This is a genomic window from Thermofilum sp., assembly GCF_038871435.1.
Taxonomy (GTDB): domain Archaea; phylum Thermoproteota; class Thermoprotei; order Thermofilales; family Thermofilaceae; genus Thermofilum; species Thermofilum adornatum.
The window spans coordinates 155,108-179,111 of the sequence record NZ_JAVZIC010000001.1 but is presented as its reverse complement, the minus strand read 5'-3'; the positions used below and the strand labels follow the sequence as shown (position 1 = coordinate 179,111).

Here is a 24,004-nt window from a genome sequence, read left to right as displayed (position 1 = left end):
TCTCTTTCTATATTTCCTTTTTGAAGCCAGATGCTGAGTCTAGAATATCTCTTAGGAGTCTTGGGCTTCTATGAAATAAGTCCCGGTATAGTTCCCTCCCTTGGTATGTCTTCTGTAACAAGGTTTAGTACTGGTGTTCATAGTTTGGATGATTTGTTGGAGGGTGGTGTCGAGGTTGGTAGTATTACTGAGCTGATTGGTGAGTTTGGTGCTGGTAAGACTCAGATTTGCCACCAGCTAGCTGTCATGGTCCAGCTACCGAAGGAGAAGGGAGGCCTCAACGCTAGGGCACTATACATAGACACAGAGGGCACCTTCAGGCCAGAGAGAATAATACAAATAGCAAGAGCAAAACAACTAGACCCAGAAAAGGCACTAGAAAACATAATCTACGCAAGGGCATACAGCGTGGAAGATGTTTTTAGGGTTCTCGAGAGATCTAAGCTAGAAGCTGTAAAGAGAGATATAGGCCTCATTATCCTTGATGAGGCTACACGTCTCTTCAGGACAGAGTTCCTAAGGACAGGAGAAAGGATTTCCGCATACTCGAGGCTTCTCTCATTTCTCGAAGAGTTTTCCAGGTCCAGCATATCGGTTGTCTATACTCGCCAAGTTGTTTACAGCGATGGGATTATTCCAGCCTCGGCTGTTGTTTTCGACGGTTTTGCACATCTATCGTTGTTCCTGTCTAAGAAGGGCGACGTTTGGCAATCGAGGGCTCTAAGTAGTCCATGGAGCCGTAGAACTGCATATTACAGGATCTCTGAGGAGGGGGTCGTAGATGTCTGACCTTGTAGATTTGCTTCGCGGGGGGTTTGCTTTAGAAGTTTCTGGCAGGACTGGGACAGGTAGACGAGTATATGTTTTCAGTCTCCTGTCGAAGCTGGTGAAAGAAGGTAGCAATACTGTATACATGGACTACGCGTCGACCTTTTGGAGGGCCTCCAAGTTATCTCGCAAAGAATCTTTCTTGGACAAAGTTGTTTTTACCATGCCTACAGCGGTTGATGATGCTTTTCAACTTTTAGCTGGGAAGCACGACTTCGTTGTTTTGGATAGTATCCCAAGGTTCTTTATGAGGTTTGGGAAAACATATAGGGAAAAGTGGGGCATAGTTGCCTCGTTGCTCGCTTTGGGTCTCAGGTTTGCGAGGGAGGGGGGAGGCTTAATAGCGATAAATTATGCTTCGAGGGGTCGAAGCTTTGGAGAAAACATTTTTGCCAGCTATTTTACTCACAGGGTTACACTCGAGGAAGACAGTGAGGGAGTCAGGGCTAAACTAATATATCCGTTCGAGGAGGAGTTAACATATGTCCGTTTTTAGCGCCGTCAACGACAAGTCTATGAGCATCCTTGATCTTGCTAAGATCTGGCCTCTTATAAGAGAGTTCGAGGGCACCAGGCTTCAAAAGGTGTCGGAGCGCGGCAACGTCTTCTATTTCAGGTTCCGCGAGGGTGGAATTGTTTTTTCACCTAGGCGGGGGCTTGTGCCCGCAGAAAGCGACTCAGTTTTTCCAGTCGAGTTTGGAAAAACCAGGTGGTCTTCTAGGATAGAAGGCAAGAGGCTTGAGAGCGTTGCCCAGATAGCGGGGGACAGGGTTGTATGTCTAGACTTTGAGAAAGAAAAAGTTGTCCTTGAGTGGGTTCGGGAGGGAAACTTGGTCCTACTCGACGGCGAATCAAAAATCGTATATGCATTGGAGCCCAAGGAGATGCGTGACAGGACACTGAAGCCAGGTGAAACGTATAGGCCTCCACCTAGGCTTGGAGATATATTTTCTGAAGACATTGAGAAGCTTTACGAGTCTTTCAGGTCCATGCCTAAACGAGGAGCAATAGTCGCCTTTTCCTTGGTGACCTCGCTACCCCCAGATCTTGTTGCTGAGGCCATGTATAGGGAGGGAATAAGCCTCGACGCGAAGGCCGGCTCTCTATTATTTAGCCATTTTAGATCAGTAGCTACGAAAGGAATCGAAATTTTTTTAGAGTCCCTAAAGGACCCTTCTAGGGGTTACCATGCCGGAGGCTGGGTCTATTCGTTTAAACCGACACATGTAACTACAGATTTTGTTGAGGTTGAATTCCAGAAAGCATTTCCAGAAGAATTACTAAGGCGCATAATCGCTGATATTACGCCAAGGGAGCAAACAGTTTCATCTGTACTTGAAAAAACATTGGAAGACTATTTGCGAAAAGTGAAACTTTTAGAAGAGAACATTTCCCAGATAGAGCAGATAATCTATGATTACAGGGCACTGGTGGAGGACAAAAAGCCTTGGAGCCTTATAGAGTCCACGCTGAGAGAAAAATACCCGTCAATAAAAAAAGTTGACCCATCGAGCCCGCTCATCGTAGTCGAACTCGAAGGTATAGAAATAGAAATAGATCCAAGCAAGAACGCTTATGCAAACATAGAACTACACTATGACAAGATCAAGTCTATCAGGAAAAGGCTAAGCGAAGCAAAGACAAAAGAGGAACAAGCAAAGCCGAAACAAGTCAAGCAGAAAATCGCCGCGTCCGGGCCTTGGTACACGCAGTTCCGCTATTTCTGGACTACAAATGGCTTTCTAGTGGTTGCGGGTAAATCGGCTGGACAGAACCAGCTTCTTGTCCGGAGATACCTGGAAGACAAAGATATTTTTCTACACGCCGATATACATGGGGCAGCTGCCGTCGTAGTAAAGACAGGCGGCAAAGATGTCCCTGAAAAAGACATATTAGAGGCGGCGCAGTTCGCCGCATGCTACTCGTCTGCTTGGAGGGGGGGACTCTACACGATAGACGTTTACTGGGTTCCAGCCAGCCAGGTGTCTCTTAAAGCCCCAAGCGGAGAATACCTGGCAAAGGGAAGCTTCATGATTTATGGGAAAAAGAACTATGTTAGGGGCGTTAAACTCGAATTACTGATAGGTGTTAGCGAGAAAGGTGAACTGTTGGCTTTGCCTGCTGAACGCAACCCGTCAGATGGTTGTTTCTTAAAGATTACGCCCGGTCCCTATAGAAAAGACCTAGCAACAAGGAAGATAATAGAATTCCTAAAACGAGAATGTAACTTTAAGGCCAGAGAGGAAGATGTAGTCAAACTGCTACCGGACGGAGGATTCCACATTGAGAGGTGGAGACCATGGATTCCGAGTACCTAGAGGAAGTAATCCACGTTGACAGCCTAGAAGATATTGTCAAGGCAACAATTGATCAGCCAAGCATAGGGCTTGTATATGCACTTGGAGACAATTTCTACACGCTCGACTCATTATTTAGTTTCACCAGGAAGGGGCGTCGGGTAGTCCTCTTAGCCTCTAGACCGGGACTCAACAGAGCCCTAAAGGAGCTCCTAAAGGACAGATATATCGTCGTCAAGAGAGAAATGAAGGCTGTAACCTATAGGAGTATCCTTCTATATTTCAACACAACTGGTCGAATACGTTTTTCCTTTTCCTTGCACAGGCTAGCAAGGTTCCCGGCGGTTGTTGTCGCTCCTAATACCTCTGTGAAAAAGACTATCATGTTGATGCATGAAAACAACTCAATAGCTGTGGGCATAAGGGTTAGAGGAAAAATTTCCAAGGTTCTAACAATAGTTGATTTCCTCAACTATTCCCTCGAAAAAGGCTACTGTAACCGTGAAATTTTACTCGACGACACGCCTGTTTCTAGGGTTAGACCCATAGTCATCAGAGATACGAGAGACCTAGCGTCAAACATCACAGATGCTCTGAAACGTTATGGTGCGGCACTAATCCAAGGAAACGAAGAATTCCTCATTGATGAATCTTCTCTTAGGAAGTACCTTATAGCAAGAATATCAGGAAACATGCTATGACACCAATAATACTCGTAGATGGCATGCTTGGAAAATTATCCAAGTGGCTCCGCATCTTGGGCATAAAAACACTCTATGCAGGAACTCTCACAGACAATGAAATAGAGAGAGAACTAGAGAAACACTCCCAGACTGTTTTGTTAACGCGGGACAGAGAACTTTACAGACATGCAATAAGTATGGGCTATTCAGCCCTGTTTGTCCCGGAGGCCCCCATAGAGGACCAACTGTCATTCGTCCTCAAAAGGCTTGACATCGAACCCGTATTAGACATGTCTCGCACCTTGTGTCCCCTATGCGGGTCAAAACTTGTGAGAGTATCGCGAGAGGAAGTGGTAAAGGAGGTTCCTAGGGGTGTCTTAGATAGATACGAAGAGTTCTACAAATGTATGAATTGTGGACAAGTTTATTGGCGTGGAACACATTTTTATGAAATAGAAAAAACAATTGAAAAAGTGAGGCTGATAATGTATGGTAAAGTTGAGTGTTGAAGAGGGAACCTTTCTGGTTAAACTAGCAAGGAAAGCCGTCAAAGAATATCTAGAAAATGCACGCATAATACAGCCGCCCCCAGATACACCTGAGAAACTCTTCGAAAAAGCAGGCGTATTCGTGACAATAGAAGAAATATTTGTAGACCCTATATTAAGGAGGGCTAGGCGAGAGCTGAGGGGCTGTATAGGGTATCCAGAGCCATTTTTCCCAATGGTTGAAGCCACGATTAGATCCGCCATCGCGGCGGCCACTGAGGATCCACGATTCCCACCGATGACGCCTAAAGAGCTAGACAGAGTAGTATTCGAGGTAAGCATCCTAACAAAGCCACAAGAGCTTAAGTACACGTCACCAGAAGAACTCCCTGAAAAGATAAAGATTGGCAGGGATGGACTAATAATAGAGCAGGGAATAGCTAGAGGCCTACTTTTACCACAGGTGGCTGTGGACGAGAAATGGGGGCCAGAAGAGTTCCTAAGCTATGCATGTCTCAAGGCAGGTCTACGAGAAGATGAGTGGCGAAAAGGACGCGTAAAAGTCTACGTATTCCAGTCCCAGATATTTGTTGAAGCAACGCCAGAAGGCGAAGTCGTAGAGAGGCTTCTTGAAGCTGTCTAAACAGCTTTACCTATAAAGCTTCAACAAGCATCTCCAAAACAATAAATTAATTACGTGGCTTATCAATCCATTATTAGAGACGGTGGGGCTTTTGCCCAAAGAAATCGTGCTATACCTATGCAGGGACGAACAGTCAAAAAAGATGCTCCAAGATTTTCAAAGCGAGTTGAATCTGTTGCCAAAGCCTGACAGGCCCAAGCTAAAGGTAAAACTAGTAAAAATAAATGACCCAAGAGACTTTCCAAGCTTCCTCCAGCAACTAGAAGAGCTCTACGGGGGCGTATACACACTGGAATTTAAAAAGCTAAACATCGAAAAATTGCCAGCTATTGTCGTCGACGGCGAAAAAGTATCTGAGGGCAAGTATCTCAGCAAGGAGGAGATAAGAGACCTCCTAGGATTACCCGTAAAAATAGAAGCAGGGCCAACACCCCCTGTATCACTAGAAGAAGAACTACCCCAAGTAGCACCAATAACGTCACAGCCAAAACCACAGCCCAAAAAAGAGCCCGAACCCATAACCCTCCCAATAGAACTCGAGGAACCAGAAACACCCAAACCAATAACTGTTACTCCAGAAAAGCCTGCACGGCAACATCCGGTCCAATCTCCAGTTGTGACCAAGCAACCCGAAGTTCCACTTCTTGGAGAGCCAGCTATGTCCAAAAGAAGACAACCAGAAGAAATCTCCACGCCAATAGAACTAGAGGAGCCCCTCCAAGAAGAACAGCCACAAGAAGAAGCGCCAATCACTGCTAGGCCTACGCCAAAAGCTGCCCAAGAGGCGAAACCAAAGCCACAGGTAGCTCCAACTCTACCTCCGCCTCCAACACTGCCTCAACCTATCGAGAAGCCCCCAGCACTCGTAACAAAAACTCCACAAGAAGCATTACCTAAGCCTCCCGTTCAGCAACAAGCTAAACCCCAAACGGTTCAAGAAGACCTCAAGGGAACATGCTTTACCTGTCTCTTCTATGACAAGGATAAGTCAAAATGCAAACTCCTGCACATCGCTGTTCAAGACCCCTACAATCCACCTTGCGGAAGGAGAAGACCCAAATAGTAGCAGGAAAAATAGTGCTTATAAGCATCGTTATACAACATATAGATCAGGGGATTTTATGAGTCAAACCGGAGAAGATTTACCATATTCGGTTCTAGCAGACTTCTACGAAAAAATCGAGTCTATAACCAGCAGGATTGCCATGACAGATTACCTTGTTGCACTTTTCAAGAAAACACCCCCCAGCATAATTGACAAGGTCATATACCTGACTCAGGGACAGCTCCGTCCAGACTATGAGGGCGTAGAGCTAGGAGTAGCCGAGAAACTGGCTCTAAGAGCTTTGGCAAGAGCCACCGGTAGACATGTGAAAGACGTAGAAGATATGTATAAGCAAACTGGGGACATAGGGCTTCTCGCCGAAAAACTCATGTCTACTTCCCGCACCGGTGGACTACTAGACTTCATTGGAACCATGGAGCCCAAAAAAGAGCTAACAGTTTCACAAGTCTACAACGCGCTCCTAAGAATTGCGCAGGCAACCGGTGAAGGAGCCCAGGAAACAAAAATAAATACGCTTGTATCTTTGCTTAAGGATGCTAAGCCAAAAGAAGCAAGATATATTCTTCGAACAGTCCTGGGAAGACTAAGGCTAGGCATAGCTGACATGACGATACTTGACGCACTGGCAATAGCCTTTACAGGGTCTAAAAATACCAGGGACATAGTCGAGAAGGCATACACTAAGCATCCCGACCTCGGCTACATAGCAAAGTTGCTAGCCTCACAGGGAATAGATGCGGTGGCATCGCTCAAGATAGAAGTAGGTGTCCCAATACTACCAATGCTGGCAGAGAGACTAAGCGACCCAGACGAAATACTGCAAAAGCTTGGCGGCAAATGTCTTGCAGAGTACAAGTATGACGGGGAAAGAGTCCAAGCCCACAAAAAAGGCGAAAAGGTCTGGCTGTTCAGCAGACGCCTAGAAAACATTACACATCACTATCCGGACGTCGTAGAATATATGAAGCAACTTAAAGCGGACGAAGCGATAGTTGAAGGAGAAATAGTAGCCTACAACCCTGACACAGGCGAAATGCTACCTTTCCAGGAACTCATGCACAGGAGACGAAAATACGACGTAGACAAAGCCATGAAAGAGTATCCTGTAAGGGTCTATCTCTTTGATATCGTCTACTTGTCTGGACGAGAACTCATTGATGAACCTCTTCCCGACAGGAGACAGAATCTTGAAAAAATAGTTCCAGAAGGCCAGGAAAACCTCTTGTTAAGTAGCGCTAAAATCATTGACAACTCCAAGGATCTTTTGCACTTCTTTGAACAGGCTATAAGTGATGGATGCGAGGGTATAATGTGTAAATCCATTGGTCCGGACAGCGTCTACCAGATGGGTGCAAGAGGCTGGCTATGGATAAAATTCAAACGGGACTATAGGCTTGAGATGACCGACACTGTAGACCTGGTCGTTGTCGGCGCCTTCAAGGGAAGAGGCAAAAGAGCGGGGACTTATGGTGCGTTGCTCATGGCAGCATACGATCCTGAAACAGACACCTTCAAGACTGTATGCAAGGTTGGTTCAGGCTTTACAGATGAGGATCTAGCAAACCTGCCTAAAATGCTTGAACCATACATCTTGCCGCATAGGCATCCAAGAGTATTTTCCAAAATGGAGGCAGACGTCTGGTTTGTTCCAGCCGTTGTCCTTGAAATAATTGGCGCGGAAATAACTCTAAGCCCATTACATACTTGTGCATTAAACAAAATAGAAGAAGGCGTAGGTCTAGCCATAAGGTTTCCACGCTTCACTGGTAGATACAGGTTTGACAAGAAGCCAGAACAAGCTACAACCGAGGCCGAGCTAATCGAGATGTATAAGTCCCAGAGAAAAACAATAATCCAGCAGTCCTAGACTACTTACGCCGTGCCCATACTAAAAAATGCAGTTTCTATGTCCTTTCAAGCATCCTATTCAGGGTCCATCTGAGGGAGCCTTTTATCTCTCGGATCCTGCCTTTGTCGCCATAGTTTTCAATAATAATCCGTTTAAGTGTTCCCTCCTCTTCCTCAATATTATAGGTAATTATCTCGTCCGGGCTTTTCTCACCTCTGGCTATTAGGTCTTCGTCCTGTCTTTTAAAGCCCTCCAGTAGTCTCCTTACGAAAAAGTTCTGGAAAGGAGGAGTATTTATGTTAAAGTCCTTCAAGAAAACTATTTCTATTCTTTTCGGATAAACAATGACTCTGGCAAGCTTTTCAGCTGACTGCATAGCCGTTATTAGTGATTCCTCGATTGGTTTTTCTTCTCTAGTGCTTGGAGCGGGCTTCTCCTGCTCCATTTTTTCGGTATGTCTTTGTACAAGCTCAGAAGCTTTGACAAAGCTCGAGGATCCCAGTGCCTCGTTAACAAGCTTTATCATTGTTTCAAGTATTTTTTCTTCTTGACGCAATTCCTCTAGCTTCTTTTCCAAATAAGCTTTAAGCTCAGCCAGCTCCTTCGTACTATTTGCCACAACCTACCACTAATAAAAGGAAAGAAGCGCCTACATATTTATTTAGCGGAGATAATCATCTAACACATATGACTCTAAAATTCGCTGTTTCAGGCAATGCAAACATAGACATATACTACTTTGTCGAAAAAATACCACAGCCAGACGAAGCAGTGGAAGCACTGGAGATCAGGACATCCCTAGGAGGAGCGGCAACAAACATTGCTACAGGCATATCTAAACTTGGTCACTACGCGAGATTTATTGGATTTGTGGGAAGCGACCCAGAGGCCACAGAAGTTTTATCCGAGCTTAAACAACGAGGAATAGACGTAGCCTACGTAAAGTCTTCGAGCAAACAGACTGGACGCGTAATTGTCCTCCTCGACAAAGAAGGTAGAAGAGCAATGATCGCACATAGAGGCGCCAACAGCGAGCTTAGACCAGGAGCCTTTAACCCAGAAGAAACCCTCAGAGGCATTGACCACCTGCATCTAAGTAGCACGAGCCCGGAATACTCATATTGGTTTTTCAGGGAGGCGAAGAAGATGGGCATTTCGACAAGCTGGGATCCAGGCATGACCATCTGTCTGAGGGGGTTCAAAAGCATCAAGAATGTTCTGCAATACGTGGACGTCCTGTTTTTGAATGAACGCGAGAATGAAGCCCTTAAAATCGACCCGGCAAGCATTGAGAAGCCCTTGATTATTATCAAGAAAGGAAGTGAAGGCTCTGAGGCGCCCCAGTATAAGATAAAGGCTGAAGCATTCAGAGTTAAAGCCTTAGACGCTACTGGTGCAGGCGATGCTTTTGACGCGGCTTTTCTCGTTGCTTGGAAAAGGAAAATAGGTCTAAAAGAATCCCTTGTTATAGCCAATGCTGCCGGAGCAATAAAGGTTACAAGGTTTGGTGCGCACTCGTCTCCCACTGCTAGCGAACTCGCAGAATTCCTCGAAAAAAATGGAAGAGAAGATCTAGCAAGGCTTTTTAAACCTTAAACCAGAGAAAAACATATATTCCACTAGTTTCACAATACTGAATGCTTGACGGAATGGATTGTCGCGTTGGGGGATTAAATGCAAAAAGACGTGTTCTGTACCCCTATTTGTCCGTTCCACGCCTTCACTTGCTACAAGAACGCGCTGATTTACAGGAAGACTAAACGTGGACTCGAGGCCTTCTGCACGTGGACAGGCGAGCCATGTATAGGCTGGAAATGCCAGTTTGCAGGGTGCTCCAAGCATGCTCTTCTGCCAGATGGCACATGTAAGTTTAAGCTCGAAAAGATTTCAGGCAAGAAGGAGGAGGAAGAGGAATTTTCCATAGAGGAAGAGGCAAAAGTCTATGAAAAACAGGTCTATGGCAAGATCAAGGACAAACTTAAAAAGCTTGGAGCCAGGATTGATGACATTGAATAAGAAAGCGATGGATTGATTTATGAGTCACAATATGTAAACCGAGGGGGGTCTATTTGAGAATATTACTGATCCATGCAAAAACATTTGAATATGAAGCTAAAGAAAAAGCCTTAGAAGCTGCAGAGGAACTCGGCGAAAACAAAGCAGGAAAGTTTCAAAACGTGCTCGTTGTCTTTCTCACGGTAGAAAAAGGCGACGGCTCTTCACCGGATGTTGTAGAGAAAGCTGTCTCAGACATCTTGGATGTCTATGGCAAAGTAGGCGCATCCGGCATTGTAGTGTATCCATATGCACATTTATCTAGTAACCTCGCCCCGCCGGAGGAAGCTAAAAGGGTTCTCGTCCAGGTTGCAGAAAAAATCTCAGAGAAAGGGGTTCAGGTTTCAAGGGCGCCATTCGGATGGTACAAAAGGTTTGTAATTGATTGCTATGGTCACCCATTGTCCGAGTTATCTAGGTCTATTTTGCCAGGAGTAGAGCCTAAACGGGGCTACGCTGATTTCGCCGTAATGTTCCCAGATGGCAGGATAGTGAGCATCGAGGAACTCGACGAAAAAGAGTTGCCAAGGGACTTTGTAGCACTCCTTGAGGCGGAAGTTTTTAAGGCGAAGCGTGAGGGGGGAGAACCGAAGTACCTAGAGTACTGCAAGAAGTTTGGGTTTGAATGGGAGCCCATGAGCGACCTTGGACACATGCGTTATGGCCCCGAAGCAACAGTGATGCTGGAGGCTGTAGCTGAATATGCCTGGCTCTGTGCCAAAAGCCTAGGGATACCTGTCTACAAGGTTAGGGGGACAAATACCTTCAATTTGTCATTTAAGCCTGTACAGCAACACGCAGAACTCTTTGGAGACCGTTTATACCAGCTCGAAGTAGACGAGAAGAAGCTTATACTCAGATATGCGGCCTGTCACCAGCAGTTTGCAATGGTCAGGGACTGGGACATAAGCTACAGAGATCTTCCATTCGGAGCTTTCGAGGTTGCAGACAGCTATCGGTTTGAACAGCCAGGAGAGCTACTACTCTGTTTCAGACTTAGAAAATTCCACATGCCGGATCTACACATCTTCTGCCGTGACTTACAGGAGGCAATGGAGATATCCTTCAAGGTTCACCAGAAGATCTACGAGGAAATGGGGAAGCTGGGCAGAAGCTATGTAAGCATATACAACTTGACCCGGTCTTTCCTAGAAAAGAACAAAGATTACCTTATGAAGCTCCTTGAGAAGGAACAAAAACCAGTCCTACTGCATTTTGTTCCGGAAGGCAAATATTATTGGGTTCTCAACATAGAGTACAACATAATTGACGAGCTGGGGAGGCCGAGAGAAATAGGAACCTTCCAGATAGATATAGGAAATGCTGAAAGATTCGGAATAACCTATGTTGACGAGAACAATACACGCAAGTACCCAGTTATTATTCATACAGCACTCATCGGCTCTCTAGAGCGCTATATTTTCGCTGTGTTCGATACCGTTGTCCAGAAGGCAAAACAGGGAGAAACACCCTCCCTGCCAGTTTGGCTCTCTCCTGTCCAAGTCAGAATAATACCTTTCTCAGCAGAATTTCTCAAAAGGGCAGATGAAATAGCACAGGTACTAGAAGAAAACTTGATTAGAGTGGACATAGACGACCGAGAAGAGAGCCTAGCAAAGAGGATACGCGAGGCGGAAGTTAAATGGATACCTTACATTGTTGTTCTTGGCAAAAAAGAGGTCGAGTCAGGCAAGCTTAGTGTAAGAATAAGGGGTAAAGGTCAAGTAGAGCTTACGGTTGATGAACTTGTCTCTAGGATCCTTGAGGAAACTAAGGGATACCCACGGATATATACGTCCTTACCGAGGTATGTAAGCAGGCGCCCCAGGTATAGTGCATAGAAATGAAATTGTCTCTAAGAGAACTTCTTTTCCAAAAGTACCTCTTATTGAATCAGCTCGAACAGCAACTCGGACAAGAGAGCAAGTCGAAGGCGTCATCGGATTATCATGCAAAAAAGCCACCACGACCATGCGGATTCACCGTCCACACTGTTATTGGATGTAGATTTGCCTGTACCTATTGCTACCTCCCAGACATGGGTATCAGCACAACCGTCCCACAGATCTATGGATTAAACGGGGAAGAAATCACATATGCCCTCCTTAGAAACAAGTATTTTCTACCTACACGGAAAGGCTCGCTTATCGCAATAGGGAGCGTCGGCGAACCCTTTGTTGACCCACAGGGCGCCCAAAGAACAATGGAGTACGTCTCCTCCTTTGAGAGATACCTCGGCAACCCAATACAGTTTTCGACAAAAGCCATAGTTCCAGAGGAGGTTATAAACTGGCTCTCGAAAAGAAAAATACCAATAAATCCACTAATCACGATAGTGACTCTGAAGCATGCAAAGATCCTGGAAACACAGGCCCCAGACCCATACGATAGGCTTGACACGATGAAAAAAATGAGGAAACACGGATTACATCCCATGCTGTTCCTAAGACCAATAATTCCGGGCACAACGACAGAAGAGCTAGAGGATATAATTAAGGAGGCAAAAAACCATGGAGCCGAAGGAGTCGTCATAGGAAGTCTAAGAGTAACCCCACTAATACTCACACGTCTTGAGAAATTCGGAGTAAACACGAGAGAAATAAAAGACAGAATAAGGGACAAGTCTCTTCAGCCTGGTAAGCAGGTTTCTGTTCCAATGAGAGAATACAAGGAACAGGCAATCCAAATCTCGAGACAGAATGGTCTCATACCGTTTTTGTCTGCCTGTTGTGCCAGCAACTATGTGGCTTACCTCTATAGTGGAGAGAGGGTACCCTGTCCAGGGCTCGACTACATCAAAGGAGACTTCTGTACGGTTTGTCCAGTGAATTGTCCCGCGTTGAAAACAGAGGTCGATGAAGGAGAGGTAAAAGAATATGTAGAGAAATTCCTTAACATGAAAAACCTAAAAATAGAGGTAGAAGACAAGTACATTTTTATTTATGGTGTGAAGGACAGGCTTAAGGATCATCAAAGATACTTGCTTGAAATAGGCTTCCGTAGAAGGGTCGTCTTTAGACGCTGACATAAACAGCATGAGCTTTTGGATTTTCCCATGGAAAGAAAGTTTTATTAGCGAGGTCTTTTCTGAATGCACTGAACAGGCTTGGCTCGGGTCAAAATCAGCGGAACATTGTTTGCTAAGAAAAGGATAGGTAGAAACGTATACAGGGCATACTTTGTAATCATTTCCGATGGACGAATGATACGCAACCTCGTTGACAAAAACTCGAGAGGAGACTACGGGGGAGACGGAGAAGTAGAATTTACAAGGACCCTAGTTATCCATGCAAAATACGGTCCAAGCGGGCTCGAAGGAGTAAAAACATTCGGCGGCTTATGGTACTCTATAGTTCTGGTACCCTCAGATACATACAGAGAGGTAAAACTTAACCTCCCACTGCGGGACGAGGAAATCTCGATAGAGATTAGGGGAAATTTTGACATCGAGAGGACAAGTGGATGTTCCTGGTACGATACCCTTTCCCTTATAAATTTGATAAAGCAACCAGGCATTACAAGTTCCAGTTCTGCCTAAATTATTCTCACCAGTTTTTCTACGACTTCAGAACCAGGCTTCGAGGCATTTGCAACAACCTTGTAGTTTACTTCGGGAACTACTTCAGAAATATGATATCTCTTTCCATCGAGAATAACCATGTGTCTAGTCGTCTTGTATGGATATAGAATGCCACTGCGGGCATGATCGATTACTTCTGCCTTTGTAGGTCTAATATTGTTTCTCCAAGACTCAACAACGATTGCATCTGAAAAGTAGTCAACCATAGCTACAGGAATGCTTTTAAAACCCATCATCTTCAGTGCCTCGAACCTATGGTGTCCATCAAGAATTACCATGCTTGCTTCATCAACCACAATTGGTTTTACAAGGACGCCCCTGGCTAAAATGTCACGTACCAGTTCATATGTATGCATCATATCAGTTTCTTCATGAGGTCTTATATCTCCAATATTAACAATAGCTATCCTTGTCACAAATTTATGCATATATGAACAAAACATTTCATAAATATAAATTTATCTTCTTTTTTGACTATTTTTGAACAGGTGTCAGAGCCTCAAAGTCTACTCGTGCCTCCAAGAGATCCAACGAAAGTGAAAGAACATTTCCAATAAGATATGTTATAAGGGTCAACTCTTTTCCTTGAGTAAAAAAGCTGGAATACAGCTTTCCCAGCTCCTTTTTGCTAACTTTATCTCCTCTCTGAAACGCATTTATCCCACAGGTCACAGCTTTCTTTATAATTTCAACTTGTTCTTCTGTGACTGTTTGACCTCTTTGAAGAATTCTTGCAAGGCTCACAAATACGTCGCCCAATCTCTCAAGAGTTTTGGCATAATTGAAATATGGAAGTAATAGTGGTCTCTGGGGTATTCCTACTTTTTCTGCATAGCTACTGCTTTTTAGTGATAATGCTACCTGCCTGCTTAGCAGGAAATAGAATTTGTCTAGTTCCTCATCTCTCTCAATGATGCTTTTCAAGTACTGCATGTGGCCTGTGCGTGCATATTCTTCTAGGTCTCTAAGATTATTCTTCAACAATAGCTCCATTCTGGATATAATCTTTTCAATGCTAATAGTGGAAGTGTCTGCAATCATTTGTAGCAAAAAGTAGTTTTCTTCTTCTTCAAATGCCTCTAGTCCAACTAGACGGAGTAAGCTTCTTCTAATATTTTCTTTTAGAAGTGTCTTGTTTGTCTTCTTAGGATAAGATATGCGAATGCTCGTGTATCCAGCTGAGTAATAGGAGATAATTATTCTTTCGGCCGATTTTTCCTCGCCTGGCTCAATTTCTACCTGTGCTTCTTGCTTTATTTCTTCTGCCTCACGGGGTTTCGGCCATATCTCTAAGTAGTCGTCTCTGTCTTCAATGTAAACATCTTGGCCCTCCTTTAAGTCATGTTTCTTCAGCCACTTTGATGGAAGCGTGACTGCTAGGCTTGCTTTTCCAAGTCTTATTAGTTTCCTTGCCAAAGGCATGTTTTAAATGTATATACACTTGGTATAAAATATTAACTGTCTATACAAAATGTTTTATTTTTAGATACTGTTTGACATTGTATGGGTATATACGTCGAGAAAATTAAAAACACAGAAATAGGACTGAGCTTCGATGATGTCTTAATCGTTCCAGCCTATTCGGACGTAAAGCTCAGCGATATCGATGTTTCTACAAGGCTCACTAGAAAACTTTTACTAAAAATACCCATCGTTTCGAGTCCAATGGACACTGTGACAGGCATCGAGATGGCGCGAAAACTTGGACAGTTGGGGGGACTGGGCGTTTTTCCCAGAAATCTCCCTGAAGAAAACTTGTTACAGTATGTTAAGACTCTTGCCGATGAAGGAATAAATATAGGTGTAGCTGTTGGGCCCTTCGACGACGAGAGAGTATCAAAGGTTCTAGATAAAGGCGCGAGTTTGATAGTCATAGATACTGCCCATGGGCACAGCAAAAACGTTGTCGAGGCAACAAAAAGGTATTCAAGCATCGGAGCAGAGGTCATGGCTGGAAACATAGTTACAGGAGTAGCTGCCCTAGACTTGATACATGCAGGCGCCTCGTCCCTTAGGGTTGGGGTCGGACCGGGACATGCATGTGTAACCAGAGAAGTTGCAGGAGTGGGATATCCACAGCTCTCTGCCATTGCACAGGTGGCAGATGTGGCAAGAGAATATGGAGTCACGGTGGTTGCAGACGGCGGAATCGAGAAGCCTGCAGACATAGTAAAGGCACTAGCCGCAGGTGCAGATGCAGTAATGCTCGGATACTTACTTGCAGGAACAGACGAGGCACCGGGAGAAATTGTAAAGAGGGATGACAAATGCTTCAAGGTTTACCGAGGCATGGGAAGCAGGGGGGCACTCCAAAGTGGATCGCAACGTTATGGAGAATTCAAGAAGGCTCCGGAAGGTGTAGAGGGACTAGTACCATGTAGGGGACCAGTAGAAGGCGTAGTCGAATTCCTAGTTAATGGATTAAAGCAGGGGATGGGCTACGTTGGAGCCGTAAACCTAGAAGAATTGAAGAAAAAGTCCAGGTTTGTTAGATTGACTAATGCAGGCTTGCACGAGAGCCAGGCTAGAGGCCTCTTCGAGGTGAAATACTAATGGGGACAGTAGAGATAGGACAGTTAGTCTTACATGGCAAGCTAATTGAGAACGCTAGATTAGAGGTATCAACGTCCGAAGATATGTATTTCGAGTCTGCTGTTTCTCCTGGCTTCAGCGACGCCCACGCACATCCACAAGTTGTGGATGTGGGGGAAGGTGGACACTGGAGAGACTCATATGAATGGCTTGAGAATAGAAAGCTGAGGGTAAACGAGGCAGCCATAAGAAAAGACAAGGAGCTCTCAGCGTTACTTGCAGAGGCAACAATCCTCTCCTCCATAATTGATGGTGTAACAATGCTTTCACTGACCGGGAGCCTCGAGGGTAATATCGAAGCTGTTAAAAAACTTAAAGCAACTCCCAGGGTCGTACTTTTGCCAACCGTAATGAATCTTGATGGTTGGAGCCTCCCAGAAAACATATTTGTCAAGTATGTGGAAAATAGTTTCCTGTGGGATGGATATTTCTCTCTAGGATTTTTTGTTCACTCTATCAAAAAGGCAGATATTTCGATGCTCAGGGCCTCTTATAATATCTCCCGAAAACTTCACCTACCCTTCGCGTTGCATCTCTCTGAAGGTATTGACGAAGTAGATGCACTTGTCGAGGCTCTTGGAAAAGAACTAGACAGGGTAATAGCTGTCCACTGTATAGCTTCTCCTGAGAAATGTCGTAAAGCGGGGTTAAAAGTTGTACATTGTCCAACTTCAAACATATATCTTTACAACAGGACTCTTGGAAGCATAGAACATTTTGACTCGCTTGGTAGTGACTGGCCTCTAGTAACGGGTAACCTTTTTAGGACTTTTCAGGATGCAGTCAAGTTGCACGGCGCTACTATGGATCTCCTTGCAAAGGCAACTCTTGGAGGATACGAAATATACAACATCAAGCCAGAAGGCGACCTAGTGACCTTCGATGATCCTATTGAGAAAGTGCTAAGGGGCGAATCTAGACCTGTATATGTTTTCGTAAAGAGCAAGCCTATAGTAAAAGACGAGATAATTGATCCGTATGGTTTATCCAGGACAGACGTAGAGAGAATTGTTAGGGAAAGGGTCAATTATGCATTCGAAAAATACGGATTATAGCGTAGTTGTCCTAGACTTTGGAGGGCAATATGCACACTTAATAGCCAGGAGAATCCGTGAACTAAACTATCACTCATTGCTTTTGCCGTACGATGCCAGCCTAGAAGAGATACAGCGTTTAAATCCCGTCGCCGTCATATTGTCAGGTGGACCCGCAAGCATATACGAGGCCAACGCGCCAAAGCCAAGCAAAGAGGTTTCGCATTGGCTCCTAAGTGGAGAGGTACCAGTTCTAGGGATATGTTACGGCCACCAGCTGTTGGCAGACATGCTTGGTGGAGAGGTTCAAAGGCGAGATGAAGCGGAATATGGCTTAAGCAAAATGAATGTGTTGCAGGACGACGAACTCTTCCGCGGGACCCCAAAAGAGCAAACCGTTTGGATGTCCCATAGGGACGCCGTTGTAAGGTTACCGCCCGACACTATTAGACTAGCTGAAACAAACTATTCCTACGTAGCGGCATTTAGACACATAGCTAAGCCTATATACGGTGTCCAGTTTCATCCAGAGGTCAAGCACACCGAGCATGGAATGACGATTCTGAGAAACTTCTTAGCAAGAATAACGGGGGCACAGCCAAACTGGTTTGTAGAAGACGTCGTCGAAGAAAAAATAAAGGAGCTAAAGAAAAAAACTCGTGGAAACGTACTAGTCGCTGTTAGTGGTGGAGTAGACTCAATAACTACGGCAACAATAATGTTAAGAGTTTTTGGTTCAAACAGTGTTCACATAGTTTTCGTAGATACGGGTTTACTCCGTGAAGGTGAGCCTGAAAGGGTACTTAAAACCCTAAAATCTCTTGGCTTTGAGCACATCCACTTTGTTGACGCCAAAAAATTGTTTCTCTCAAGGCTAAAAGGTGTAACGGACCCAGAAGAGAAAAGAAAAATTATTGCGGAAACATTTCGTGAAATCTTTGTTTCAACAGTCATGGAAGTCGAGAAAAAATATGGCCAGATAAATTATCTGGCCCAAGGAACAATTTATCCAGACAGAGTAGAAAGTGGAAAAACAAGCCGAGCAACAGCGAAAATAAAGAGCCACCACAATGTAGTAATGGGCCAGCTCCCAGGCATAGAGATCCTAGAGCCCCTAGCAGACTTCTATAAAGATGAGGTCAGAAAAATTGCTCTTAAACTAGGAATACCGGAAGAGATAGTGTACCAGCACCCGTTTCCTGGGCCTGGTTTAGCAGTAAGAATAATTGGCGAGGTGACCGAGGATAAACTTTCCATTTTAAGGAAAGCGACAAAAATCGTTGAAGAAGAGTTCCTGAAAAGTGGATGGTACCGTAAAGTGTGGCAGGCATTCCCTGTTCTACTTTCGTTGAAGACTGTAGGTGTCAAGGGCGACGTCAGAAGCTATGAATACGTGGTGGCTTTAAGAGTCGTTGAAAGCGAAGACGCTATGACTGCAAACTTTGTTAAGCTACCATGGGAACTTCTCGACAGAATATCGCACAGGATTACAAATGAGGTTGAAGGAGTGAATAGAGTTCTCTACGACATTACTAATAAGCCGCCAGCTACAATCGAATTCGAATAGGGGACAGCTTTTTCATCCCAAATGAATCAGTTTTCTCCTTATTGTCTTGTCAAGAATGTTGACTCATGTAGTTGTTAAATTAGTTAAACTAAAAAATTTTAAATTTTCCCTAATTCGAACAGCCCGTGAAGATACAAAGGTCTCTAGAAATAACACTGATTGCAATATGCGCAGCGCTCTATGCGGCCCTCGGCATAGCTACCTACCTAGGTCTATTTACCCCTATCCTTAGCACTGTTCGCTTTTGGCCTTCCGTATTTGTGCCAGCAATATTCTCGATCGCTTTCTCGCCTATGATAGGTGGGGTTGGCGCAGCCATAGGAATTTTTATCAGTGACATGGTTGTTCACGGGAATCCTCTGTTGAGTCTAACCGTAGGCGTCCCAGCAAATTTCTTGGGCTTCTATACAATAGGCTACCTTTATAGGAAGCTGAGAGACGAAAAAAAGATTATAATGCTTATTTTCTCAGAACTCCTCCTAACTACTCTAATCCTTGTTGCATTGCTCTACTTCAATCTCCTAGATTACTCTTTCCTATTCGCGGCAATTATAGCCATAATTGCAACGGCCCTGCCAGCGATTCTACTGAAGGGCGAAGATAGGAGAATAGTGGTTTCAGGATCTACTGGACTCATGCTTGGGTCAGCCTACATAGGTATAGGTGTCTGGGTTTTCAGCCAGTTCTTTACATTACCCAGTGGACAAGCATATCTGCCAGGCTGGGCTGCCCTCGTCTGGTTCTTGTGGACATATCTGACAGAGATACCCTTTATCGCGATTCTAACACCCCCAGTCGTAAAGGTTCTAAAAAGCTCAGGCATAACTTTTGGCGAGGAAAAATGAGATGTGCCTCTGCTTGGAGCCCGGCTGGCCTTAGCGGAATATTTGAGACACACATAGTCGAGGATCCATTGTTAACGGGGGCCAGAGGTGCAGGATTAGCGCTGAAAAAGGGTGTCACAGTTACAGCTTGTGAAAGCGAGCAACAAGGAGTCAAAATCAGTATTAGTGACGGCGGCAAGATAATCCCAACAGTCAGTACCGTCGCGAAGAAGCTGTTGTCTATGTTCCCTGGACAGCTTGGAGTCGAAATCTATGTTGATGTATCTGTTCCAATTGGTGGCGGACTAGGCACAAGTGGTGCAAGTGCTCTAGCCACGGCTCTCGCTCTGGGACGGCTACTAGGATTAAGGCTAAGCTACCTAGATCTAGCAAAAATTGCACATGTTGCAGAGGTGGAATGCAAGACAGGACTAGGAACGGTTTCGGGGCTTGTTGCAGGTGGCGTTGTTATTGTTGTTAGACCAGGAGCGCCTGGAAACGATCTAGTAGATAGGCTCCTCTTTGACAAGGACATGAAAGCGATTATAGGCTTTTTTGGAAGCCGAAGCAAGCCGGAGATCTTGTCTTCAGCTAGCTTACCTTTAATAGACGCCGTTGGAAAGAGGTTGATAGACGAGCTTATTCGTGAAAGATCGTTAGAAAAACTACTTGAGGTTTCCAAGAGATTTTCTCTGGAAACAGGGCTAGCGACTGAGAACGTTAAGAGAGCCTTCAATGCCCTAGAAGAGGCAGGAATACCATACGCAGGGCAGACACAGATAGGGGACGCTGTATTCACCGTAGTGCACGACGAGCAAGTAGATAAGGCAGTAGAGGTCTTAAATAACCTCAAAGCAAAAACTATTGTTTCGGAGATAAGCTGGGAACCCGCAAGACTCGTCTAGGCAGTAAACATTTTTAGTCCTCTAGTGCATATCTACCACATGACTAGACTTGTAAGAGCTCACATTATTGTATCTGGCCTTGTCCAGGGAGTTTTCTATAGGGCAACCATGCAGGAGGTTGCAAGGAGTCTGGGAGTAACTGGCTGGGTACGTAACCTACCAGATGGGAGAGTAGAAGCCGTTGCCGAGGGAGACGAGGAAGCCGTAAAAAAACTTATAGAATGGGCTTGGCGTGGACCCCCAATGGCAAGAGTAGAAAATGTTGAGGTAAAGTGGGAGGATTATAGGGGAGAGTTTAGGGACTTTTATATTCGTTGGTGATAAGTTTTGAGGAAGCTTCACAGTGTAGGCAGGGTTATAGAAGAATCATTAAAGTTCCTTAGGTTACCCAGCGTTATCAAGGTGCCCGTAACAGACTCTCTTGGGCTATACTCAGCCGAGGATGTCTATTCATCCTTTAAGCTTCCCCCAAGACCTAAAACCGTTGTCGACGGTTACGCGGTTAGGTCTCGCGATGTAGAGGCCGCCGGACCTAGCACTCCAGTAGTGCTCAGGAAAATCGAGGGCGTTATAAGGCCAAGTTCTAAGGAGGAAATGGTTCTGCCTGAAGGCTACGCCGCCAAGATAGAAACTGGAGCTCTTCTACCAGAGGGCGCAGACGCCGTGGTGCCTATTGAAGATGTAGTAGAAAAAGAGGATCGAGTATATATCTACAAACGTTTGGCCCAATGGGAAAATGTCTCCTTGCCTGGCGAAGAATACGATACTGATATAAGGATAGTGGGACAGGGCGAAAGAATACAGCCACACAGCGTTGCAGGCCTCATGTTGGAAGGAAAAGAAACCGTAAATGTTTATGATTTCAGCGCCAGTATACTTAACATAGGCGACGAGATAATCTCCCAAACATTCTTCAGACCATACACGCACATATTTGTAGCCTCATGGCTAAAAACCCTGGGCGTGAACGTTAGTTCAATAGACTTCTCGCCGGACTCTGTGGAACATATAGTTAGCTGGTTAAAGAAAAGGAAGGAGTGGCTAACCGTACTTATAGGTGGGACATCGATGGGTGGACACGACTTGACAGTGCAAGCTATAAACAAGCTAGAGCCGGAATACATTGTTCACGGCTTGGCCCTTCAGCCGGGGAAAACTGCGTGCGTGGCTGTGAAGGACGGCAGGCTCATATTGGCTATTAGTGGGCTTCCTGTTGCTGCGTTATCAACTCTTGAGGTTTTCTTTAGGCCTCTTGCTAGGAAGCTAGGGATGCAGGTTCCGCTATTACCCACGATAAGGGCTAAACTTACAAGGCGCATCTCGGTGAAAATGGGTGTTATAGGCTTTGCCAGGGTGCGTGTTTACCGGGAAAACGAAGAGTACTATGCTGAACCAGTAATGCTAGGGGGGTCTGGTGCTTTGGCAAGTCTCCTCAGGGGCAACGGCTACGTCATAGTGCCTGAAGGGGTTGAGGGGTACGATGAAGGCGAAACTGTAGAGGTTAATTTGTACCGAGAGGTGGAAAATATTGGAGAGAAAAATATTTAGAAAAATGGTAAGCGTCGACGAAGTAATCCCACTTATAGAGTCTTACAGGCCGCTTAATCCACTAGGAGAAGTAGAAGTCTCCTTGAAGGAGGCAATAGGGCGGGTCTTAAGCAGAAACATTTTTTCACCCTCCAATTATCCTCCATACACTAGGGCAACAGTAGACGGCTACGCTGTAATAAGTGAAGACCTAGCGGGAGTATACGAGGATAGGCCAAAAACCTTGAAGCTTGTCGGGAAAGTGGCTACCGGAGAGACCAAGTTGTTTAGACTAGAAAGAGGACAATGTGTAGAAGTCTCTACTGGCGCAGTTGTTCCCTATCCTGCAGATGCCGTCGTGTTAATTGAGCATACGCACGCGAGGAATGGCGAAGTAGAGTTTTACCGCTCGGTAGCCAGAGGTGAAAACATTGACATTGCTGGTTCCGATATTGCTGAAGGAGAAGTTGTCGCGTGGAAAGGGACTATAGTCACCCCACTTCTAGTTTCAGTATTAGCAGCTGTAGGGATAGACAAGGTATGGGTATATAGGCCGGTTCGCCTAGGAATAATTCCCACAGGCAACGAACTGAAAACTCCAGGAGAAAAGCTCGAATACGGACAAATCTATGACTCCAACTCAACAATGATCTATGCCTATGCAAAGTCCATAGGAGCAGAGCCCAAGATATATCCCCGCGTACACGATGTAGTTGAAGAAATAGAAGAAGCTCTACACAAGGCATTAAATGAAAACGATATAGTAGCAACGATTGGCGGAACCTCTGCCGGCCTAGAGGATAAAACCTACAGGGTTCTAAGCAGGCTCGAACCAGGAATCATACTCCATGGTGTAAGAGAAAAGCCCGGCAGACCCCTCGCTGTAGCCGTCCACGGAGACAAGATAGTCTTCGCGTTGCCCGGCTTCCCACTTTCATGTCTGCTAACAGTCAACCTCTACCTTCTTCCCGTAATACTAAAGCTTCAAGGCACGCCTAAAAGTGAGGTCCCAACAATAAAGGCACGCATAGAGACACCTATCCGTGGAGAACCAGGTATAAGGGTATTTGTGCCCGCAATCCTGAAGCACAACGGAGAAATGAAGGCTTACCCCCTAACGGGTCACAGCGGACGTGTGTCGGCAATGTCACTATTAGACGGCTATATAATTGTTCCAGAGGACACAGAACACCTTCCAGAAGGGACAGAAGTCGACGTGCTATTAAACCCATTCCAGAAAAACTATGAACTAAACATTATTGGTTCCCATGACCCACTGTTACAATCCATAGTTGCAAATCTGCCAGGCTACGACAAAGTACGCATGGTCAACGTCGGCTCGCTCTCAGGGCTCCAAGCACTAAAAAGCGGAGTAGCAGACATGGCTGGAACACACCTACTTGACCCAGCTACGGGAGAATACAATTTACCAATTATAAGACAGCTCGACATTAAACAAGCACTAGTTCTCATAGGCTATAAGCGAGAACAGGGCTTCATATATAGGAAAAACACAGAACTAGTTTCTTCATTTAAAGATATAGTCGATAAACATCTACGCTTCGTCAACAGGAATCCCGGAAGCGGTACACGTGTACTCATTGATCACATGTTAGAAGAGGAATCACGTCAACTAGGAATATCGCCTGAAGAGATGAAGAAAAGGCTTACTGGCTATACCTTTGAGGTTAAAACCCACGAGGCAGTAGCTTACCTCATTAGCAGGGGAATAGTTGACGTAGGAATAGGTGTAAAATATATTGCTGAGAGATATGGTCTAGAGTTTAAACCTATCACAAGCGAGAGATATGACATCGTGATAAGAAGAGAAGCCTATACAAATAAATTAGTGAGCCAAATAATAGAAAAAATCAGGAACCTAGACAAAGCGACGCTACCCGCAGGATATTCTTTGGACACGAAAACTGGAACAATAATAGAGTTGTAAAGGAACAAGGACCAATCAAACACGAAGGCACTAATTAAATCATATATAGAATTATAGTTTTTACGATTTCATTACATAGTTATAAGCAAAAAGTACATAAGATAGCCAATTCTATGTA

The 24,004-nt window shown here is 44.9% G+C and carries 23 protein-coding genes and 1 pseudogene; 21 read left to right on the top strand and 3 right to left on the bottom strand.

Annotated features, from left to right (window positions below; all coding sequences use genetic code 11):
• Nucleotides 1–120 precede the first annotated feature (120 nt).
• The 8 genes and pseudogenes from QXT17_RS00965 to QXT17_RS00930 form a co-directional block, all read left to right on the top strand.
• Nucleotides 121–789, top strand: a pseudogene (locus tag QXT17_RS00965) (AAA family ATPase); the annotation flags it as partial.
• Nucleotides 782–1,324 carry a hypothetical protein gene (locus tag QXT17_RS00960; protein ID WP_020962670.1) on the top strand — a complete coding sequence of 181 codons (543 nt, stop codon included), beginning with the start codon at nucleotides 782–784 and terminating at the stop codon, nucleotides 1,322–1,324. The pseudogene QXT17_RS00965 and the gene QXT17_RS00960, both read left to right, overlap by 8 nt.
• Complete coding sequence (gene rqcH / locus QXT17_RS00955; protein WP_052886402.1) at nucleotides 1,311–3,146, top strand: ribosome rescue protein RqcH; 1,836 nt, start codon at nucleotides 1,311–1,313, stop codon at nucleotides 3,144–3,146. The genes QXT17_RS00960 and rqcH overlap by 14 nt, the downstream gene beginning before the upstream one ends.
• Complete coding sequence (locus QXT17_RS00950; protein WP_020962672.1) at nucleotides 3,128–3,826, top strand: hypothetical protein; 699 nt, start codon at nucleotides 3,128–3,130, stop codon at nucleotides 3,824–3,826. The genes rqcH and QXT17_RS00950 overlap by 19 nt, the downstream gene beginning before the upstream one ends.
• Nucleotides 3,823–4,317: a Mut7-C RNAse domain-containing protein gene (locus tag QXT17_RS00945; RefSeq protein ID WP_020962673.1), complete on the top strand. Its 495-nt coding sequence runs from the start codon at nucleotides 3,823–3,825 to the stop codon at nucleotides 4,315–4,317. The genes QXT17_RS00950 and QXT17_RS00945 overlap by 4 nt, the downstream gene beginning before the upstream one ends.
• Nucleotides 4,298–4,939 carry a TIGR00296 family protein gene (locus QXT17_RS00940; RefSeq protein WP_020962674.1) on the top strand — a complete coding sequence of 214 codons (642 nt, stop codon included), beginning with the start codon at nucleotides 4,298–4,300 and terminating at the stop codon, nucleotides 4,937–4,939. Before QXT17_RS00945 ends, QXT17_RS00940 begins: the two co-directional genes overlap by 20 nt.
• A 91-nt stretch (nucleotides 4,940–5,030) precedes the next feature.
• The gene (locus tag QXT17_RS00935; RefSeq protein ID WP_148684520.1) at nucleotides 5,031–6,002 is read left to right on the top strand and encodes a hypothetical protein; all 972 of its coding nucleotides are present in this window, start codon (nucleotides 5,031–5,033) and stop codon (nucleotides 6,000–6,002) included.
• A gap of 58 nt (nucleotides 6,003–6,060) precedes the next feature.
• Nucleotides 6,061–7,872, top strand: a complete 1,812-nt coding sequence (locus QXT17_RS00930; protein WP_020962676.1) for an ATP-dependent DNA ligase — start codon at nucleotides 6,061–6,063, stop codon at nucleotides 7,870–7,872.
• 37 nt (nucleotides 7,873–7,909) lie between these two features.
• Here the strand turns inward: QXT17_RS00930 and QXT17_RS00925 are convergent, their stop codons facing one another.
• A complete protein-coding gene (locus QXT17_RS00925; RefSeq protein WP_342784358.1) occupies nucleotides 7,910–8,473 on the bottom strand; it encodes a hypothetical protein in 564 nt (187 codons plus the stop codon).
• A gap of 68 nt (nucleotides 8,474–8,541) precedes the next feature.
• On the opposite strand from QXT17_RS00925, the gene QXT17_RS00920 reads away from it, so the two are divergent.
• From QXT17_RS00920 to QXT17_RS00900, 5 genes are all read left to right on the top strand, one after another.
• Nucleotides 8,542–9,450 (top strand): carbohydrate kinase family protein, encoded by a 909-nt coding sequence (locus QXT17_RS00920; protein ID WP_020962678.1) that lies wholly within the window; start codon nucleotides 8,542–8,544, stop codon nucleotides 9,448–9,450.
• Between the two features lie 78 nt (nucleotides 9,451–9,528).
• Nucleotides 9,529–9,870 (top strand): hypothetical protein, encoded by a 342-nt coding sequence (locus QXT17_RS00915; protein ID WP_020962679.1) that lies wholly within the window; start codon nucleotides 9,529–9,531, stop codon nucleotides 9,868–9,870.
• Between the two features lie 53 nt (nucleotides 9,871–9,923).
• Complete coding sequence (locus QXT17_RS00910; RefSeq protein ID WP_342784360.1) at nucleotides 9,924–11,750, top strand: threonine--tRNA ligase; 1,827 nt, start codon at nucleotides 9,924–9,926, stop codon at nucleotides 11,748–11,750.
• Nucleotides 11,751–11,797: 47 nt separating this feature from the next.
• The gene (locus tag QXT17_RS00905) at nucleotides 11,798–12,934 is read left to right on the top strand and encodes a radical SAM protein (RefSeq protein WP_187148164.1); all 1,137 of its coding nucleotides are present in this window, start codon (nucleotides 11,798–11,800) and stop codon (nucleotides 12,932–12,934) included.
• Between the two features lie 81 nt (nucleotides 12,935–13,015).
• Complete coding sequence (locus QXT17_RS00900; protein ID WP_020962682.1) at nucleotides 13,016–13,447, top strand: hypothetical protein; 432 nt, start codon at nucleotides 13,016–13,018, stop codon at nucleotides 13,445–13,447.
• Here QXT17_RS00900 and QXT17_RS00895 read toward each other — a convergent pair.
• Nucleotides 13,444–13,848: a ParB N-terminal domain-containing protein gene (locus tag QXT17_RS00895; RefSeq protein WP_187146995.1), complete on the bottom strand. Its 405-nt coding sequence runs from the start codon at nucleotides 13,846–13,848 to the stop codon at nucleotides 13,444–13,446. The genes QXT17_RS00900 and QXT17_RS00895 overlap by 4 nt on opposite strands.
• 115 nt (nucleotides 13,849–13,963) lie before the next feature.
• Entirely contained in the window at nucleotides 13,964–14,911 is a 948-nt protein-coding gene (locus tag QXT17_RS00890) for a phosphate uptake regulator PhoU (protein WP_052886406.1), read from the bottom strand.
• Between the two features lie 81 nt (nucleotides 14,912–14,992).
• Here QXT17_RS00890 and QXT17_RS00885 point away from each other — a divergent pair, with 81 nt between their 5' ends.
• The 8 genes from QXT17_RS00885 (at nucleotide 14,993) to QXT17_RS00850 (ending at nucleotide 23,886) form a co-directional block, all read left to right on the top strand.
• Nucleotides 14,993–16,042, top strand: a complete 1,050-nt coding sequence (locus QXT17_RS00885; protein ID WP_020962685.1) for an IMP dehydrogenase — start codon at nucleotides 14,993–14,995, stop codon at nucleotides 16,040–16,042.
• A complete protein-coding gene (locus QXT17_RS00880; RefSeq protein ID WP_020962686.1) occupies nucleotides 16,042–17,136 on the top strand; it encodes an amidohydrolase family protein in 1,095 nt (364 codons plus the stop codon). The genes QXT17_RS00885 and QXT17_RS00880 overlap by 1 nt, the downstream gene beginning before the upstream one ends.
• Nucleotides 17,111–18,682, top strand: coding sequence for a glutamine-hydrolyzing GMP synthase (gene guaA / locus QXT17_RS00875; RefSeq protein ID WP_020962687.1), 1,572 nt, complete (start codon nucleotides 17,111–17,113; stop codon nucleotides 18,680–18,682). Before QXT17_RS00880 ends, guaA begins: the two co-directional genes overlap by 26 nt.
• A 125-nt stretch (nucleotides 18,683–18,807) precedes the next feature.
• A complete protein-coding gene (locus QXT17_RS00870; protein WP_020962688.1) occupies nucleotides 18,808–19,527 on the top strand; it encodes a hypothetical protein in 720 nt (239 codons plus the stop codon).
• Nucleotides 19,524–20,411 carry a pantoate kinase gene (locus tag QXT17_RS00865; RefSeq protein WP_020962689.1) on the top strand — a complete coding sequence of 296 codons (888 nt, stop codon included), beginning with the start codon at nucleotides 19,524–19,526 and terminating at the stop codon, nucleotides 20,409–20,411. The genes QXT17_RS00870 and QXT17_RS00865 overlap by 4 nt, the downstream gene beginning before the upstream one ends.
• Before the next feature lie 39 nt (nucleotides 20,412–20,450).
• Nucleotides 20,451–20,732 carry an acylphosphatase gene (locus QXT17_RS00860; RefSeq protein ID WP_020962690.1) on the top strand — a complete coding sequence of 94 codons (282 nt, stop codon included), beginning with the start codon at nucleotides 20,451–20,453 and terminating at the stop codon, nucleotides 20,730–20,732.
• 6 nt (nucleotides 20,733–20,738) lie between these two features.
• Nucleotides 20,739–21,959: a molybdopterin molybdotransferase MoeA gene (locus QXT17_RS00855; protein WP_020962691.1), complete on the top strand. Its 1,221-nt coding sequence runs from the start codon at nucleotides 20,739–20,741 to the stop codon at nucleotides 21,957–21,959.
• A complete protein-coding gene (locus QXT17_RS00850; protein ID WP_342783675.1) occupies nucleotides 21,940–23,886 on the top strand; it encodes a molybdopterin biosynthesis protein in 1,947 nt (648 codons plus the stop codon). Before QXT17_RS00855 ends, QXT17_RS00850 begins: the two co-directional genes overlap by 20 nt.
• Nucleotides 23,887–24,004: the final 118 nt, after the last annotated feature.

Excerpts from the sequence above, each read along its gene's own strand:
- QXT17_RS00860 (WP_020962690.1), top strand. The coding sequence starts at position 20,451 with ATGACTAGACTTGTAAGAGCTCACATTATTGTATCTGGCCTTGTCCAG.
- guaA (WP_020962687.1), top strand. The coding sequence starts at position 17,111 with ATGCATTCGAAAAATACGGATTATAGCGTAGTTGTCCTAGACTTTGGA.
- QXT17_RS00950 (WP_020962672.1), top strand. The coding sequence starts at position 3,128 with ATGGATTCCGAGTACCTAGAGGAAGTAATCCACGTTGACAGCCTAGAA.
- QXT17_RS00880 (WP_020962686.1), top strand. The coding sequence starts at position 16,042 with ATGGGGACAGTAGAGATAGGACAGTTAGTCTTACATGGCAAGCTAATT.
- QXT17_RS00930 (WP_020962676.1), top strand. The coding sequence starts at position 6,061 with ATGAGTCAAACCGGAGAAGATTTACCATATTCGGTTCTAGCAGACTTC.
- QXT17_RS00945 (WP_020962673.1), top strand. The coding sequence starts at position 3,823 with ATGACACCAATAATACTCGTAGATGGCATGCTTGGAAAATTATCCAAG.
- rqcH (WP_052886402.1), top strand. The coding sequence starts at position 1,311 with ATGTCCGTTTTTAGCGCCGTCAACGACAAGTCTATGAGCATCCTTGAT.
- QXT17_RS00885 (WP_020962685.1), top strand. The coding sequence starts at position 14,993 with ATGGGTATATACGTCGAGAAAATTAAAAACACAGAAATAGGACTGAGC.
- QXT17_RS00960 (WP_020962670.1), top strand. The coding sequence starts at position 782 with ATGTCTGACCTTGTAGATTTGCTTCGCGGGGGGTTTGCTTTAGAAGTT.
- QXT17_RS00895 (WP_187146995.1), bottom strand. The coding sequence starts at position 13,848 with ATGATGCATACATATGAACTGGTACGTGACATTTTAGCCAGGGGCGTC.
- QXT17_RS00865 (WP_020962689.1), top strand. The coding sequence starts at position 19,524 with ATGAGATGTGCCTCTGCTTGGAGCCCGGCTGGCCTTAGCGGAATATTT.
- QXT17_RS00940 (WP_020962674.1), top strand. The coding sequence starts at position 4,298 with ATGGTAAAGTTGAGTGTTGAAGAGGGAACCTTTCTGGTTAAACTAGCA.
- QXT17_RS00915 (WP_020962679.1), top strand. The coding sequence starts at position 9,529 with ATGCAAAAAGACGTGTTCTGTACCCCTATTTGTCCGTTCCACGCCTTC.
- QXT17_RS00920 (WP_020962678.1), top strand. The coding sequence starts at position 8,542 with ATGACTCTAAAATTCGCTGTTTCAGGCAATGCAAACATAGACATATAC.
- QXT17_RS00890 (WP_052886406.1), bottom strand. The coding sequence starts at position 14,911 with ATGCCTTTGGCAAGGAAACTAATAAGACTTGGAAAAGCAAGCCTAGCA.